The 15495-nt window shown below is 63.9% G+C and carries 13 protein-coding genes; 5 read left to right on the plus strand and 8 right to left on the minus strand.

Translation table 11 applies throughout. From position 1 onward, the window contains the following. Positions 1-60 precede the first annotated feature (60 nt). Complete coding sequence (gene dapD / locus IVA80_RS19245; RefSeq protein ID WP_247433627.1) at positions 61-1032, minus strand: 2,3,4,5-tetrahydropyridine-2,6-dicarboxylate N-succinyltransferase; 972 nt, start codon at positions 1030-1032, stop codon at positions 61-63. Positions 1033-2048: 1016 nt separating this feature from the next. Further along, complete coding sequence (locus IVA80_RS19250) at positions 2049-2264, minus strand: hypothetical protein (RefSeq protein WP_247433630.1); 216 nt, start codon at positions 2262-2264, stop codon at positions 2049-2051. A 243-nt stretch (positions 2265-2507) separates the two neighbouring features. Here IVA80_RS19250 and IVA80_RS19255 point away from each other — a divergent pair, with 243 nt between their 5' ends. The 4 genes from IVA80_RS19255 (at position 2508) to uraD (ending at position 5128) form a co-directional block, all read left to right on the plus strand. After that, positions 2508-2795: a hypothetical protein gene (locus tag IVA80_RS19255; RefSeq protein WP_247433633.1), complete on the plus strand. Its 288-nt coding sequence runs from the start codon at positions 2508-2510 to the stop codon at positions 2793-2795. A 90-nt stretch (positions 2796-2885) separates the two neighbouring features. Continuing rightward, entirely contained in the window at positions 2886-3299 is a 414-nt protein-coding gene (locus tag IVA80_RS19260) for a DUF3830 family protein (protein ID WP_014493672.1), read from the plus strand. Next, positions 3300-4235, plus strand: coding sequence for an allantoinase PuuE (gene puuE / locus IVA80_RS19265; RefSeq protein WP_247433635.1), 936 nt, complete (start codon positions 3300-3302; stop codon positions 4233-4235). It begins immediately after the preceding gene. Between the two features lie 5 nt (positions 4236-4240). Continuing rightward, positions 4241-5128: a 2-oxo-4-hydroxy-4-carboxy-5-ureidoimidazoline decarboxylase gene (uraD, locus tag IVA80_RS19270; protein ID WP_247433638.1), complete on the plus strand. Its 888-nt coding sequence runs from the start codon at positions 4241-4243 to the stop codon at positions 5126-5128. Here the strand turns inward: uraD and IVA80_RS19275 are convergent. Together IVA80_RS19275 and IVA80_RS19280 are read right to left on the minus strand one after the other, a co-directional pair. Further along, on the minus strand, positions 5125-7851 hold the full coding sequence (locus IVA80_RS19275) for a molybdopterin-dependent oxidoreductase (protein ID WP_247433642.1): 2727 nt from the start codon (positions 7849-7851) through the stop codon (positions 5125-5127). The genes uraD and IVA80_RS19275 overlap by 4 nt on opposite strands. Beyond that, complete coding sequence (locus tag IVA80_RS19280) at positions 7848-8675, minus strand: FAD binding domain-containing protein (protein WP_247433645.1); 828 nt, start codon at positions 8673-8675, stop codon at positions 7848-7850. The genes IVA80_RS19275 and IVA80_RS19280 overlap by 4 nt, the downstream gene beginning before the upstream one ends. Positions 8676-8824: 149 nt before the next feature. On the opposite strand from IVA80_RS19280, the gene IVA80_RS19285 reads away from it, so the two are divergent. Further along, the gene (locus IVA80_RS19285; RefSeq protein ID WP_247433649.1) at positions 8825-10174 is read left to right on the plus strand and encodes an 8-oxoguanine deaminase; all 1350 of its coding nucleotides are present in this window, start codon (positions 8825-8827) and stop codon (positions 10172-10174) included. A gap of 129 nt (positions 10175-10303) precedes the next feature. Here the strand turns inward: IVA80_RS19285 and IVA80_RS19290 are convergent, their stop codons facing one another. The 4 genes from IVA80_RS19290 to IVA80_RS19305 form a co-directional block, all read right to left on the minus strand. Continuing rightward, positions 10304-11380 (minus strand): BMP family ABC transporter substrate-binding protein, encoded by a 1077-nt coding sequence (locus tag IVA80_RS19290; protein ID WP_247433652.1) that lies wholly within the window; start codon positions 11378-11380, stop codon positions 10304-10306. A gap of 77 nt (positions 11381-11457) precedes the next feature. Beyond that, a complete protein-coding gene (locus IVA80_RS19295; protein WP_247433654.1) occupies positions 11458-12375 on the minus strand; it encodes an ABC transporter permease in 918 nt (305 codons plus the stop codon). Then, the gene (locus IVA80_RS19300) at positions 12362-13453 is read right to left on the minus strand and encodes an ABC transporter permease (RefSeq protein WP_247433657.1); all 1092 of its coding nucleotides are present in this window, start codon (positions 13451-13453) and stop codon (positions 12362-12364) included. The genes IVA80_RS19295 and IVA80_RS19300 overlap by 14 nt, the downstream gene beginning before the upstream one ends. Further along, on the minus strand, positions 13437-15008 hold the full coding sequence (locus IVA80_RS19305) for an ABC transporter ATP-binding protein (RefSeq protein WP_247433750.1): 1572 nt from the start codon (positions 15006-15008) through the stop codon (positions 13437-13439). The genes IVA80_RS19300 and IVA80_RS19305 overlap by 17 nt, the downstream gene beginning before the upstream one ends. Positions 15009-15495 lie beyond the last annotated feature (487 nt).

Consider the following 15495-nt stretch of genomic DNA (forward strand, 5'->3'; position numbering starts at 1 on the left):
GGAAGGCGACATCGCTGACGCGCCACAATTGTCGCCGACGACTTCTTCGAGTGAACCAGCCTAGCTGTGAAGTTGCGAGTTGAGGCCGCTCCAATTTGGTGTACGTCTAGTTGCCTCAAGAGCGCCGCTCTGGGAATTGCGACGAAAAAGAAGGCCCTTCTGGCCCGAGAGTTCTTTAGCTTTCAGGACGCGGCCATCTTCCAGCAGGATGCGCGCGCCTGCCGTGACATAACAGCCTGCTTCGACGACACAGTCGTCACCCAGTGAAATGCCGATACCGGCGTTGGCTCCGATCAGGCAGCGCTCGCCAACTGTAATCCTCTCTTTCCCGCCTCCGGACAGAGTGCCCATGATCGACGCTCCGCCACCAATGTCGCTGCCGCTTCCCACAACCACACCGGCGCTTATCCGGCCTTCGACCATGCAGGGACCGAGCGTACCCGCATTAAAATTGCAGAAGCCTTCATGCATCACGGTTGTGACCGGAGCCAGGTAGGCTCCGAGCCTTACGCGATCCGCATCTGCAATTCTAATGTCCGCAGGCGTCACATAATCAGTCATGCGCGGAAACTTATCCACGCCTGTCACCTCAAACGCGAGGGCACGCTTTCGCGCCACCATTTGCGCTTCCGGTACACGAGAGCATTCACAGGGACCGAGTGTCGTCCAGGCAACGTTAGGTAACAGCCTGAAAATTCCCTCAAGATTCAGGCAATTAGGCTGAACGAGCCGGTGGCTCAGCAGATGGAGTCGAAGATATGCGTCGTGCACATCGCTTGGCGCAGATGCAAGAGAGTCAATTTCTGTCTGAATGGAAACGATGTCGACATTGCGGATGTCGTCGTGTCGCGCATATCCGTCTGCCGACTCGCCCAACGATCTGCTGATCTCGTCGCTCGTCAACCGTACCGTTGCCGCCTTGCCGCCCTCCACAATTAGGCGTAGCCGGAGAAACCAGCAATCCAGCACGCGACCATCAGCGGCAATCGTCGCAAATCCCTCGCCTCTCGCGCCCCTCAGTTCTATCGTCATTTGAATCTCTCACACTACGGTCCTGCACATAGTGCATACGCGAGTTCTCGCGGACATGGCAACTTCTGGACTCTCAGACACGTCCGCTTTGGGTCATTTTCGACGGATTCATCAGGGACTGTCGGCAGGTTGATGTCCGCTTCTGCTCGTCAAGGGGGCGGTGTCTTGCACCGCCCCTTGTTGCTTCCCCTGCAACGCGTCTCATTGCTGACTTGTGTCGCCCGCGGGTCAACCCTTCTCGAGAAAAATATTCCGCTTTACCGAAATTCGGAAATGGCGTATGTGTCGCCCATCCCGGCTCATCCTTGAGGGGCGATCTTGTGGTCGTCACGTTCGCGAGCCGGGCTTGCGGTGGACGCGGCAGCGTTCGGGTGCGAGAGGCGTGGGCAGGGCGGATTGCTCTCCGTGAACCCGGGGCTTCGTGCCGACGAGCGGCGCTGCTAGGTTTCGTCTCGTCTGTAAGTTTCCGGCTCCGTCGACAGGGCCGGGAAAACTGCGGCGAGCAAGCGAACCGTGCGTACGGCAAAACCGTGTGGTCCTGGCCGTCGTTGCTACGGTCAAGCTCTTGCGGATGCGGCATTTGCGTCAACCGGCGCGGTGTCGGCGACTTTCGCTGGGGCGAGGGAGGCCAGAAGGAACTCGGCTCCCGGGAGAGCACGGCATAAGCCGTCCAACCATCGCGCAGGGAAGGCCGAGTGATTGGCTACACCTGTATGCTGCTGTGCGGTTTTTCTGCGTGTGTTTTTCGCGCAGCGGACCGCGGGTGCCAGCCGGCACCCGGCCTTCCCTGCGCCCCTCTTGGACAAGAGGGCGGATCGACCAAGCAAAGCTCGGGCGAAACCCGCCGCGAGAACGGGAAGGCGTGTCTGCGAGGCCGTAGGATGGGTAGAGCCCTTGCGAAACCCATCGAGCTTCGGTGCAGACGCGAGCATGATGGGTTTCGCTTCGCTCTACCCATCCTACGAGCGCCACTCGCAATACCAGTGTTGAAGCAATTGCGCTCTACGCTTCCAGCATCACCGTCCCGCCGGTGCCGACATCGCGCCGTTGGCGTAGCGCGACCAGTCGGGGGTGGTTGGCTGCGACGGCCAGAGCGCGTTGGAGTCGCGGACCGACTGGGTGATGGGGGCGGGGCGTGCCTTGCTTCTGTGGCGGCGATCGCTCGCGGCGGCGGTCTGGATGGTGGCGGCAGCAATCAGGGTGGCGCCGAGAACGGCAAATGTCTTTCGCATGGTTGTTTCTCCCGTGACGGCGTCCCGGTTGTGAGACATGTGTTCTCCGTCGCGGCTGACATGGCGATGCGTCCTGCCGAATATCAGCGATGTCGGCTTCACGATCGCCAGTGCAACCATCACGTTGGGGCGAGCAAATTTTCTAGCCTCGGCTAAATATTCGGCAATCGCGCTCGTGGCCGCGGTGGACTTGCCTCCTCCAATCCGGTTCAATGGGCCAAATTGGGTTTTCAGGCGACAACGATGTCGAAATATCTGCTGGTCCTCCTCCTGATCGCCTCGCCGGCGGCCGCGCAGGTCAAGCTCGCTCCAAAGACCTCGGCAGCGCATCCGGACCCCTGCGCCCCGATCGGGCGCACCGCGGACGGCAAGCTGGTCTACTCGATGAAATGCGAGAACCTGCCGGCGCCGCCTCCGCCACCGCCGCACGCGGAACTGAAGGAGGCGCCTCCTTCGGCAGCGCCGGCCGCCGAGCCTGAGCCGGAGACGCGGCGCAGCGGCATTTTCGGTTGGTCCTACGACCGCAGGTGATGCGGCCTCGCCACTTGCACGAAGCCAGATGGAATGCTCTTTGCTTGAAAATTCCCCGTGGGGCCTTAGCCCCCGATCCAGAGAGATGAGATGAGCAAACTCGTTATCCGCGCCGGTGATTTCACCTTCGATGCCCGCTTCGAGGAGCAGCTCGCGCCCAAGACCGTCGCTGCGTTCCGCAAGGCGCTGCCGTTCGAAAGCCACATCATCCATGTGCGCTGGAGCGGCGAGGGCGTGTGGATGCCCCTCGGCGATCTCGATTTCGGCGTCGGTTACGAGAACCACACGAGCTATCCCGCGCCCGGCCAGATCATCCTCTATCCCGGCGGCATCAGCGAGACCGAGATCCTGCTCGCCTATGGCGGCGTGCACTTCGCGAGCAAGATGGGCCAGCTCGCCGGCAACCACTTCATCACGCTGACCTCGGGCCTGGAGAATCTGGCGACGCTCGGCAAGAGCGTGCTGTGGAAGGGCGCCCTGCCGATCCGCTTCGAGGAAGTCTGAGTGACGGACGCCCGCTACCCGCGCGATCTCCGCGGTTACGGCCGCAACCCGCCGCATCCGCAATGGCCCGGCAACGCGCGGGTCGCGGTGCAGTTCGTCGTCAACTTCGAGGAAGGCGGCGAGAACAACATTTTGCACGGCGACCGCGCCTCGGAAGCATTCCTGTCCGACGTGCTCGGTGCGCAGCCCTGGCCGGGCCAGCGCCACGCCAATATCGAGTCGATGTTCGAGTATGGCTCGCGCGCCGGCTTCTGGCGGCTGTGGCGGATGTTCAACGAGCGGAAGTGGCCGACCACCGTATTCGGCATTGCCACTGCGCTGAAGCGGAATCCCGAGATCGTTGCGGCGATGAAGGAAGCGGGCTGGGATGTCGCGAGTCACAGCCTGAAATGGATCGAGCACAAGGACATGACCGAGGCGCAGGAGCGCGCGGAGATCGCGGAAGCGATCCACGTCCACACCGAGGCGACCGGATCGCGGCCGCTCGGCTGGTATACCGGGCGCTCCTCGATCAACACCAACCGTCTGTTGATGGAGGAGGGCGGCTTTCTCTATCTCTGCGACTCCTATGCCGATGATCTGCCCTATTGGGTCAAGGGCGTGAGCGGCAAGCAGCTCATCATTCCCTATACGTTGGATGCCAACGACATGCGTTTCATCAACCCGCAAGGGTTTGCGGAAGGCGAGCAGTTCTTCACCTATCTGAAGGATGCCTTCGATGTACTCTATGTCGAAGGCGAGAGCGCGCCGAAGATGATGTCGGTCGGCCTGCACTGTCGACTCGCCGGCCGACCAGGCCGCGCGGCGGGGCTGATCCGCTTCCTGGATTACATCGGCAAGCACGAGCGCGTCTGGGTGCCGACGCGGCTCCAGATCGCGCAGCACTGGCACGCAAAGCATGCGCATCTTGCCGCCGATGCGTTCGAGATCGGGTGAGGACGATGTCGCAGATTTCGCTCGCCGATCTCAATGCCGCAAAGCAGACCGATTTCGTCGCGGCGCTTGCCAATGTCGTCGAATATTCGCCGTGGATTGCGGAGAAACTTGCCGGGCAGCGGCCATTCACCGGCATCAACCAGTTGCACACCGCGCTGATGGCGGCGATCCAGGGTGCCGATCCTGACGTGCAGCTGGCGCTGATCAGGGCGCATCCCGATCTCGCCAACAAGACCCAGCGCGCGGCGGGCCTCACGGTGGAGTCGACCGACGAGCAGAACAGCGCCGGCCTCGACCGGCTGTCGGACGCCGAATACGCCGCGTTCGAGCGCGTCAACAGCGCCTATCGCGACAAGTTCGGCTTCCCCTATATCGTCTGCGTGCGCCGTCACACCAAGGATTCCGTACTGCGCGATTTCGAGACGCGGTTGCGCAATATTGCCAAGTCCGAGACGCGGCGCGCGATCGAGGAGATCGGCCGCATCTCCGCGCTGCGGCTCGATCAGCTCGTCGCTGCCGATGACAAGTTGAAGGTGCACGGCCGGCTGTCGACGCATGTGCTGGACAATCTCGCCGGCAAGCCCGCGCCCGGCATTGCAGTCGAGCTCATGGAGCTCGCGAATCTCGGCGAGAGCCGCGTGATCGCGCGCGCCGTGACCAATGCCGACGGCCGCACCGACCAGCCGCTGATCGACGGCCGTCCGCTGCCGATCGGCCGCTACGAGCTCAAATTCAGCCTTGCCAAATATTACGCGGAACGCAATGTGCCGCTGTCAGACCCGCCGTTCCTTGACGAGATCCCGCTGCGCTTTGCGATCAGCGAGCCGGAAAACCACTACCACGTGCCGCTGCTGGTGACGCCATGGAGCTATTCGACCTATCGCGGAAGTTAGTCGCCGAACTTGTCGTGCAGCGCCGGAAACAGCCGGTCCGGCTTGAAGGGCGGCGCGGTGAAGCGGATGCCGGTGGCGTCCGCGATCGCGTTGCCGAGCGCGGCGGCGACCGGATTATAGGGGCTCTCGCTCATCGACTTGGCGCCAAGCGGCCCGATCGTGTCGAACGTCTCGGCGAAGAAGACGTCCGTGCGCGGAACGTCTGCGAAGGAGGGCAGGTGATAATCGCGGAATTTCGGGTTGGTGACGCGGCCGTCCGCGTCGATCACCATCTCCTCGTAGAGCGCAGCACCGAGCGCCTGCGCGACGCCACCTTCGACCTGGCCGCGGCACTGCATGGGATTGGCGACGACGCCGGCATCCGCCGCCTGCACGCTCCTGAGAATCCTGAGCTCGCCGGTGCCCTTGTTCACGGCGACGCGAAAGCCCTGGACGTTGAAGCCGACCGAGCGCGGCGTGCCGCCGGAATTGCCGCTCGCCGCGAACGGCCGGCCGCGTTCACGCGCAAACTTCGCGAGTTCCGTAAATGTCATCCGCCGCACGCCGCTGACGACCGCCTCGCCTTCGAGCGTGCAGCTCGCGGCGTCGCATAGCCAGGCGCTGGCGGCCGCCGCCTTCAGCTCCATCGCAAGCTGCATCGCTGCGGCATGCGCCGCCTTGCCGGCGACGAAGGTGCCCGCACTGCCATAGGCGCCGGTGTCATGGCCGCCGTGGGCGGTGTCGGACTGGCGCAGGCGGATCCTGTCGACGGTGGTTGCGAGCGTCGTCGCCGCGATCTGCCGGTGCACGGTGCTGGTGCCGTTGCCGAACTCGGCGGTGCCGACGGTGAGATCGAAGCCGCCGTCGTCGTTGAGCGCGATCATCGCATCCGCGATATGGCCGGCCGGCGGTACCGTATCGATCATGGTCAGCGCGACGCCGTCGCCGATCAGCCACTCCGGCGACAGATCCGGCTGCGGACCATCAGCCTGCATCGCACGCTCGACGAGGTCGAGGCACTGGTCCAGCCCGTAGGAGCCGTAGAGCACGTCGTGAAATTCCGACGGCGGTGGCGATTGCATGGGGTCACCGGGCTTGACGACGTTGCGCCGGCGCATGTCGTAGGGGCTGATGCCAAGCTGCCTTGCCAGCTCGTCGATCGCAGCTTCGATCGCAATCTGTGTCTGGGGCAGGCCATAGCCGCGAAATGCGCCTGCCGGCACCGTGTTGGTGTAGACCGCGAAGCCGTCCACCTTTTTGTTCGGACAGTTGTAGACGCTGATGGACTCGGCCAGCGAGTGGAACATCACCGGACCGGCATGATTGCCATAAGCGCCGGTGTTGGAGAGCACCTCGAGCTGGAGCGCGGTGAGCTTGCCGTCGGCATCGGCGCCGGCCTTGATGTGGACCCGCATCGGGTGCCGCGTCGAGGTCGCGATGAACTGCTCTTCGCGGGTCAGCTCCAGCTTGACCGGTCGTCCGGTCTTGAGCGTAGCGAGCGCCAGAATGTCCTCGACGAACATCTCCTGCTTGCCGCCAAAGCCGCCGCCGACGCGTTCGCAGAGCACGCGGACCTTGTCCATGGGTAACCCAAAGATATCCGAGAGCGCGCGGCGGGTCAGGAATGGCACCTGCGTCGAGGTGCGAACGTTGAGCACGCCGGCCTGATCGAGCCAGGCGAGGCCGCCATGGGTCTCCAGCGCCGCATGCTGCACGCGGTGGCTGTGGAAGGTGCCCTCGAAGGTGACGGCGGACGCGGCGAGCGCAGCCGCCACGTCGCCGAATTCGCCATGCGTTTCCGCAACCAGGTTGCGCTGGGCGTCGGCGACGCGGTTTTCGGTTGTGCGGCCTGGATGAATGACGGGTGCACCCGGCGCCATCGCCTGCTCAGGATCAATCAGCGCAGGCAGAATCTCGTAGCTGACCTTCAGTCGGCGGCACGCTTCCTCGGCGGCGGCCTCGCTTTCGGCGACGACGGCGGCAACCTTTTGGCCCATGAAGCGGACGACCTCGTCGAGGATGCGGGTGTCCTCGGGATCCATCCAGTCCTTCTCATGCCGCGCGGTCGAGATCAGGATCGAAGGTGCATCCTCATGTGTCAGGACCACGTGCACGCCGGGAACGCCTAGCGCTTCCGACTTGTCGATCGCCGTGATCCTTGCATGAGCATGAGGCGAGCGAAGGAGCTTGATATGCAGCAGACCGTCGATTTGCGTGTCGAACGTGTAGCGCGCCTTCCCGCGCACGACATCGGGACCTGCCGGTGCCGGCAGGCTGCGGCCGAAGGCGGCGCCGGCCTCGACGCTCTCCTCGATGTTGGTCTTGCCGAGCAGCGCGTCCTCGATGGAACGATAGCCGGTGCAGCGGCAGATATTGCCCTTCAATGACGACCCGAGATCGGTGCGCTGCGCCTGGTTCAGCGAGGCGCAGGTCAGGATCATGCCGGCGGTGCAGAAGCCGCATTGAAAGCCTTGCGCGTCGAGGAAAGCCTGCTGCATCGGATGCGCGCCGCTTTCACCGCCAAGTCCTTCGATCGTGGTGACGGCGCGACCTTCGGCGCGGAAGGCCGGGATCAGGCAGCTATGCACGGGTTCACCGTCGAGCAGCACAGTGCAGGCACCGCAATCGCCAGCATCGCAGCCTTTCTTCACGCCGAAATGACCGAGCTCGCGCAAGAACGTGCGCAGGCACTGGCCGGCGCGCGGCTCTTGCGGAAACGTCTTGCCGTTGACTTCGAAGCTCATGACCGCGTCGTCCCCAGGAGCTCGCCGCGAATCTCTTCGGCGAGCCGCAGCGTCATATGCTTGCGCCAGAGCGGCTTGCCGTGAATGTCGGCGTGGTACAGCTCATCCGGGATTTGCTGTGCGATCGCGTCGCGAAGCGCGCTCGCGTCCGGCGGCTTGGGAAGGAATAGCTGGATCGGTCGCACCGTCGATGCAGTCACCGACAGCGCCAGCGTGCCTTCGCTATCCAGGCTGCCGATCAGGAGCGCCGCCGAGCGGCCGATCGGCGCCAGCGAGATCTGGCGAAACGCCGTGCGGCGCGTCAGCGCGGCAATCGGGATATCAATCTGCCGGAGCAGATCCCCCGGCGTCAGACGATTGCGCTGATTCCCGGTAACGAAGTCGACGACGGATATCTTCTGCTCACCGCCGCCGGCCTTCCAGATGGTGCAGACGCCGTCGAGGGCGGATGTGAGCGAGATCATCGGTCCCGCCGGCAGCGACATGCAGAGATTGCCGCCGATCGTCGCCGTCTTCCAGATCTTGAATGAGGCGAGGAAGGCCCGGCAGCACTGGCCGATCAACGGTGCTGCGAGCCAGTCGGGCGGGCAGGCGAAACCATCGAGCTGCGCAACGGTGCAGGTGGCCGCGATGGCGAGATGACCGTCCGTAATCGTCAGCGCCGGCCATTTCAGGTCGGTGAGATCGATCAGTCGCCTCAGGTGGACCTGCGGCTCCGAGAACAGCCAGGTGCCGCCCGCGAGCCAAGCATCACCTGCCGTCCAAGCGGGCAGTTGCGCGCGCGTTTGCGGATGGGCCACTGTCGTGATGGTATTCAAATCCATGGCTGCGCCGACGCTTCCCCCCGGTGAATCGTACAAGAGAGTCTTGCAAGACCGGAGCCAAGTCGCAACAACAAGTCGCAGCAGAAAGGCGTTCGGGCCGGCGTCGGCATTGGGCGCCTGTCATCAGCGATCTGAGGAGAAGCAGGGTCATGAGCGACGCAAAGCCGATCTGGGTCAGGGATCCCCTGGCCATCCTCGCCGACGGTGCGGAGCGCGGGATCGTAGTGAGGGATGGTCGGATCGTCGAGCTCGTGCCGGCCGGCGGCAGGCCCGCGACGGCGGACGTCGCGGTGTTCGACGCCCGCGAGCATGTCGTGCTGCCGGGCCTGATCAATACGCATCATCATTTCTACCAGACGCTGACGCGGGCGCTGCCGGCGGCGATGGACCGCGAGCTGTTTCCCTGGCTCCAGGCGCTCTATCCGGTCTGGGCGAAGCTGACCCCGGAATCGCTCGAGCTCGGCGTCACCGTGGCGATGTCCGAGCTCCTGCTTTCGGGCTGCACCACCACAACGGATCACCACTACGTGTTCCCGGCGGGGCTCGAGGAGTCCGTCGATATCGAGGTCGGAGTCGCAAGACGGCTCGGGGTCCGGGTGCTGCTCACGCGCGGCTCGATGAACCTGTCGCAGCGCGACGGCGGCTTGCCGCCTGACAGCGTCGTACAGGACGAGGACACGATCCTCGCCGACAGCGCGCGCGTGGTCGCAAAGCATCATCAGCGCGGCGCGGACGCGATGGTGCAGATTGCGCTCGCGCCATGCTCACCCTTCTCGGTGACGACGTCCTTGATGCGCGCCACCGCCGATCTCGCCGGCAAGCTCGACGTCCGTTTGCACACTCATCTTGCGGAGACCGAGGACGAGAACAGGTTCTGCCAAGCGATGTATGGTTGCCGTCCGCTCGACTATCTCGATCAGTGCGGCTGGCTCGATGCGCGGACCTGGCTCGCCCACGGTATCTTCTTCAACGCGGACGAGATGAAGCGGCTCGGCAAGGCGAAGACGACCATCAGCCATTGCGCCTGCAGCAACCAGGTCCTGGCCTCGGGCTGCTGCCCCGTCTGCGAGATGGAGGAGGCCGGTGTCGGCATCGGCATCGGCGTCGACGGCTCAGCTTCGAACGACGGTTCGAATTTGATGCAGGAAGTACGGGCCGCATTCCTGCTGCAACGGGCCCGCTACGGGGTAGCAAAAGTGAGTCACAAGGACGCGCTCCGTTGGGCCACGAAGGGCTCGGCGGCCTGCGTCGGCCGGCCGGAACTCGGCGAGATTGCCGTCGGCAAGGTCGCCGATCTCGCCCTGTTCAAACTCGACGAGCTGCGCTTCTCCGGCCACGGCGATGCGCTGGCCGCGCTGGTGCTGTGCGGGGCGCATCGGGCCGACCGGGTGATGGTGGCGGGCAACTGGACGGTAATCGACGGCGCGATCCCGGGACTGGACGTCCCTGACCTTATCCGCCGTCACAGTTCCGCGGCGCGGGCCATGCAGGCAGGATAGTCAAGGCCAGGATAGATAGGTCAAGGCAAAGTAGAAGGAGGGGGCGACCACAAGTGCCGGGTGCTTCTGGCCACCCCCTCCGAACCTCCTCCGGGAGGAGCAGGTGATGTAGGCAATGCAAGAAGCGTGCTACTTGCCTGGCAGCTTGTCGTCGATGCCCTTCACGTAGAAATTCATGCCGAGGATCTGGCCGTCAGCAAGATTGGCGCCGCCCTTGCACTCGACCTCCTTGCCGTCCTGCCCAAGGACCGGGCACTTGAACGGATGCAGCTTGCCGGCCGTGATCGCAGCCTGGGCATCCTCGGCCATCTTCTTCACGTCGTCCGGCATGTTGGTGTACGGCGCCATCGCGAACATGTGGCTGTCGAGGCCGCCCCAAGTGTCCTCCGATTTCCAGGCTCCGTCGAGTTCGGCCTTGACGCGCGCGATGTAGTAAGGACCCCAGGTGTCGAGGATCGAGGTCAGCTGGGTCTTCGGCCCGAACTTGATCATCTCGGAATCCTGTCCGAAGGCGAGCTTGCCGCGTTCGCTGGCGATCTGCATCGCCGCCGGTGAATCCGTGTGCTGCATGATGACGTCGGCGCCCTGGTCGATCAGCGCCTTGGCGGCGTCGGCTTCCTTGCCCGGGTCGAACCAGGTGTTGGCCCAGATGATCTTGACCTTGATGTTCGGGTTGATGGTCTGCGCCGCCAGGATCGTCGCGTTGATGCCGGAGACGACCTCGGGAATCGGGAACGAGCCGATATAGCCGAGCACGCCGGACTTCGACATCTTGGCCGCGATCAGGCCCTGGATGTAGCGGCCCTGATACCATTTGGCCGAATAGGTCGACATGTTCTTGTCGCGCTTGTAGCCGGTGGAGTGCTCGAAATGCACGTTCGGATATTTCTTCGCGACCTTCAGCGTCGGATCCATGTAGCCGAACGAAGTCGTGAAGATCAGCTTGTTGCCGGCGCGGACGAGCTGCTCGATGGCGCGCTCGGCGTCGGGGCCTTCAGGCACGTTCTCGAGATAAGTGGTCTCGATCTTGTCGCCCAATTCCTTCACCAGCGCCTGCCGCGCGAGATCATGCTGATATGTCCACCCCAGGTCTCCGATCGGACCCAGATAGATGAACCCGACCTTCAGCTTGTCGGCGGCGGAGGCTGCACTGACGCTCCCGGAAAGCAAAAGCCCGGCAGCCAGCGCAAGAAGTGTTTTCCTCATCATCAATCTCCAAACAGTCGGGGAAAGCCACAATCCGCAGCGTGCGCGCCCCATCGCGCACGCCACGGAAATCAAACTCAGCGGTCAGGCACGAACACAGTGCCGAGCGCGGCCGGTGCGGTCGAACCTCCGGTGCGCGTGCGGGAGAGCAGGACCAGAACGGTGACGGTCGCGAGATAAGGCAACGCAGACATGAACTGCGAGGGAATGCCGACGCCCCAACCCTGCGCGTGCAGTTGCAGGATCGTCACCGCGCCGAAGAGATAGGCGCCGACCACGAGCCGACCCGGCCGCCAGGATGAGAACACGACCAGCGCCAGCGCGATCCAGCCGCGGCCTGCCGTCATGCCGGGAATGAAGAATGGCGTATAGGCGAGCGGCAGATAAGCGCCGGCAAGCCCGGCGCAGGCGCCCCCAAACATCACGGCGAAGGTGCGGATGCGCAGCACGGGATAGCCGAGCGCATGCGCGGAGACATGATTGTCGCCGCAGGCGCGGAGGATCAAGCCCGCCCGCGAACGATACAGGAACCACCAGACGCCGATGATGAGCGCGATGGAGAAATAGACGAAGGCATCTTCGCCGAACAGCACGCGGCCGATCAGGGGGATGTCGGTGAGGCCGGGAATGGTGAGATGCACGGCCGGCGTGATGCGCTCGCCGACGAAGCCGGCGCCGATCAGGCCGGACAGGCCGACGCCGAGGATGGTCAGCGCGAGACCCGTTGCAACCTGGTTGACGGCGAGCCCGAGCGCCATCAACGCGAAGATCAACGACATCAGCGTGCCCGCGGCGATGCCGAACAGTGCGCCGATGAAGATCGAGCCAGTGAGCCACGCGCCGGCAAAGCCGCAGGCCGCACCGACGATCATCATGCCCTCGACGCCGAGATTGAGCACGCCGGAGCGCTCGGTCACGAGCTCGCCGGTTGCGGCGATCAGGAGCGGCGTGGAGGCGGCGAGCACCGCCAGGATGATGGCTTCAGCCAGTTCCACGGGCCACCTGTCGGTTCGGGACGACCAGCTTGAAGCGGTAGAGGATGAGGGAATCGCAGGCGAGCACGTAGAACAGCAGGATGCCCTGGAAAACCTTGGTGACGTCCAACGGGATCTTCATCGCGATCTGCGCCTGCTCGCCGCCGATAAAGGTCAATGCGAGAAAAAGGCCTGCAATCAATATTCCAAGCGGGTTCAGCCGGCCGAGGAAGGCGACGATGATCGCGGTAAAACCGTAGCCGGGCGAGATGCCGGGCTGGAGATGCCCGACCGGGCCCGCGACCTCGATGATGCCGGCGAGGCCCGCGAGCGCGCCCGAGACCGCGAACGTGAGGATGATCAACTGGTCGGAATTGAAGCCGCCGAACCGCGCCGCACGGGGCGCGGCACCAACCACGCGGATCTCAAAACCCTTGATAGTTCGCCCTAGCAGGATCGCGGCGGCTGCAACGACAAGCAGGACGATGATCGAGCCGAGATGCAGTCGCCCGCCTTCGATCAGCAGTGGTACCGTTGCCACCGGATCGAACTCGGCGGTGGTCGGGAAGTTGAAGCCTTGCGGATCGCGCCAGGGGCCGCGCACGAGATAGTCGAGGAAGAGGTCGGCGACATAGACCAGCATCAGGCTGGTCAGGATTTCGCTGGCACCGAACTTCACCTTGCAGATAGCCGGGATCAGCGCATAGAGCGCGCCAGCGGCTGCGGCCAGCACGAACATCGCCGGCAGCACCCAGACGCCGGCGTCGGTACCCTGCGTCTTCACCGCGATCCAGCTTCCGGCGACCGCACCGATCAGGAATTGCCCTTCGGCGCCGATGTTCCAGGCATTGGCGAGATAGCAGAGCGACAGGCCGATCGCGATCATCACCAGCGGCGTCGCCTTCACCGCGATCTCCTGGAGCGAATAGCCGTCCGTGAGCGGTGCGATGAAGTAGGCGTGCAGCGCGAGCAGCGGATTTTTGCCGAGGATCGCGAACAGGATGGCCATGGTCACGATGGTCAAGCCGATCGCGATCAGCGGTGAGACCAGCGCGATCGTGTTGGAGCGCTCGGCGCGCTTCTCAAGCACCAACTGCATGCGCGGCCTCCTTCGGTTCCAGGCTGCTGCCGCCCATCAGAAGGCCGAGCTTCTCGCGCGTCGCTTCGCTGGTGGCGAGCGGTGCCGACAGCCGGCCGTGGAACATCACCGCGATGCGGTCGGCGATCTCCGCGAGTTCATCGAGATCCTGGCTGGTCACCAGCACCGCGGCGCCGGCCGTGGCGAGATCGAGCAGCGCCTGGCGAATGACGGCAGCGGCGCCGGCATCGACGCCCCAGGTCGGCTGGCTTACGACCAGCACCGCCGGATTGCGCAGGATTTCGCGGCCGACGATGAATTTCTGCAGATTACCGCCAGAGAGGCTCGCGGCTTCCGGATCGCGCTTTGCCTTGCGCACGTCGAACGTTTCGGTCGCGCGATCCACGGTCTTGAGTGTTGCCGCGGTGTCGATGAAGCCGTGATGGACCATGCCGCTGGCGGCATGCCCGGTCAGCAGCGCGTTCTCCGACAGCTTCATGCGCGGCGCGGTGCCGTGGCCGAGCCGTTCTTCCGGGACAAAGGCCGCGCCCAGCTTGCGGCGCCGGGTGATCGAGAGGTGTCCTGCGGCGATGCCTTCGATCACCACCGTGCCGGGATCCTTCGACAGGCGTTCGCCGGAGAGCGCGGCGAACAACTCGTCCTGGCCATTGCCGGCGACGCCGGCGATGCCGAGGATTTCGCCGCCCTTCAGCTCGAACGAGATGTGCTCGAGCCGCACGCGATGCGCTTCGCCGCGGGCGAGTGAAAGGTCGTTGACGACAAGCCGCGGCACCGTGGTCTTCCGGCCGGCGGGTGCTTTCACTTGCTTGATCTCGCTGCCGACCATCATGCGCGCGAGCGAGGCGGCGGTCTCGAGCCTGGGATTGCAGGTCTCGACCTGCTTGCCGCCGCGCAGGATCGTGGCCGTGTCGCAGAGGCGCTTCACCTCCTCTAACTTGTGGCTGATGTAGAGGATGGCGCGGCCTTCGGCCTTGAGCCGCTCCAGCACGGTGAAGAGTTGGTCGGCTTCCTGCGGCGTCAACACAGCGGTGGGTTCGTCCAGGATCAGGAATTTCGGATCCTGCATCAGTGCGCGGACGATCTCGATGCGCTGCCGTTCGCCGACGGACAGTTGCCAGACCTCGCGTTTAGGATCGAGCGGGAGCCCATAGGTCTTCGAAACCTGTTCGAGCCGCGCCGACATGTCCTTGAAGGATTCTCGTCCGTCGAGGCCGAGCGCGACGTTCTCGGCGACGGTGAGATTGTCGAACAGCGAGAAATGCTGAAACACCATGCCGATGCCGCGGCTGCGCGCTTCCGACGGACCCGACAGCACGATGGGCTTCCCCTGCCAGCGGATCTCGCCGGCGCTGGGCTGGATCAGCCCGTAGATCGCCTTGACCAGCGTCGACTTGCCGGCGCCGTTCTCGCCCAGCAGCGCGTGGATTTCCTTCGGCCAGATATCGATGTCGATAGAATCGTTGGCGAGAAAATCCCCATAACATTTGGTGAGCCCGAGTGTCTGAAGCAGCGGGGGCTCGCCGGAATGCAGGCCGTTAGACGTCGGATCGAACATTCGCTGATGCGCTTGCATGGGATGAAGTGCCTCAATACTGGGCTAGTTTGAACCGCCGCGTAAGGTGTGAAAAAGCGTCATCCCTTGCTCAACGCTTCGGCAGGCCGTCAGTGTCGCGAGTCACGGCCCTTGTCGGTCGATGATCGTCTCCCAATCGGCATTCGGGAGAGCCATTGCGGTTGCCTCCTGGCGGTCGCCTCCTGCGAGAGATGTTGTTGCAAATTTGTGACGGTCCAAACCAAATCAGAACCCACTGTGCTGGCCTGACGTGAAGTTGAGCAAGATCGGGCCAGCGCGCGTATGCAATTCTCGACCGAGACAACATCGCTTTCGCTAACTGTGTCGGCATCCTTCGTCGACACAATAGATAAACGAAATCAAACGGGAATGTTCGGCAATGACGGCATCGTGTCGCCGCGCGGACGCAACAGCGAAACGGAAAGACCTCAAACTCCCGCCGTGAAACGCCGCCTCCTGCTGAAACAAG

Source organism: Bradyrhizobium sp. 139, from assembly GCF_023074175.1.
Taxonomy (GTDB): Bacteria; Pseudomonadota; Alphaproteobacteria; order Rhizobiales; family Xanthobacteraceae; genus Bradyrhizobium.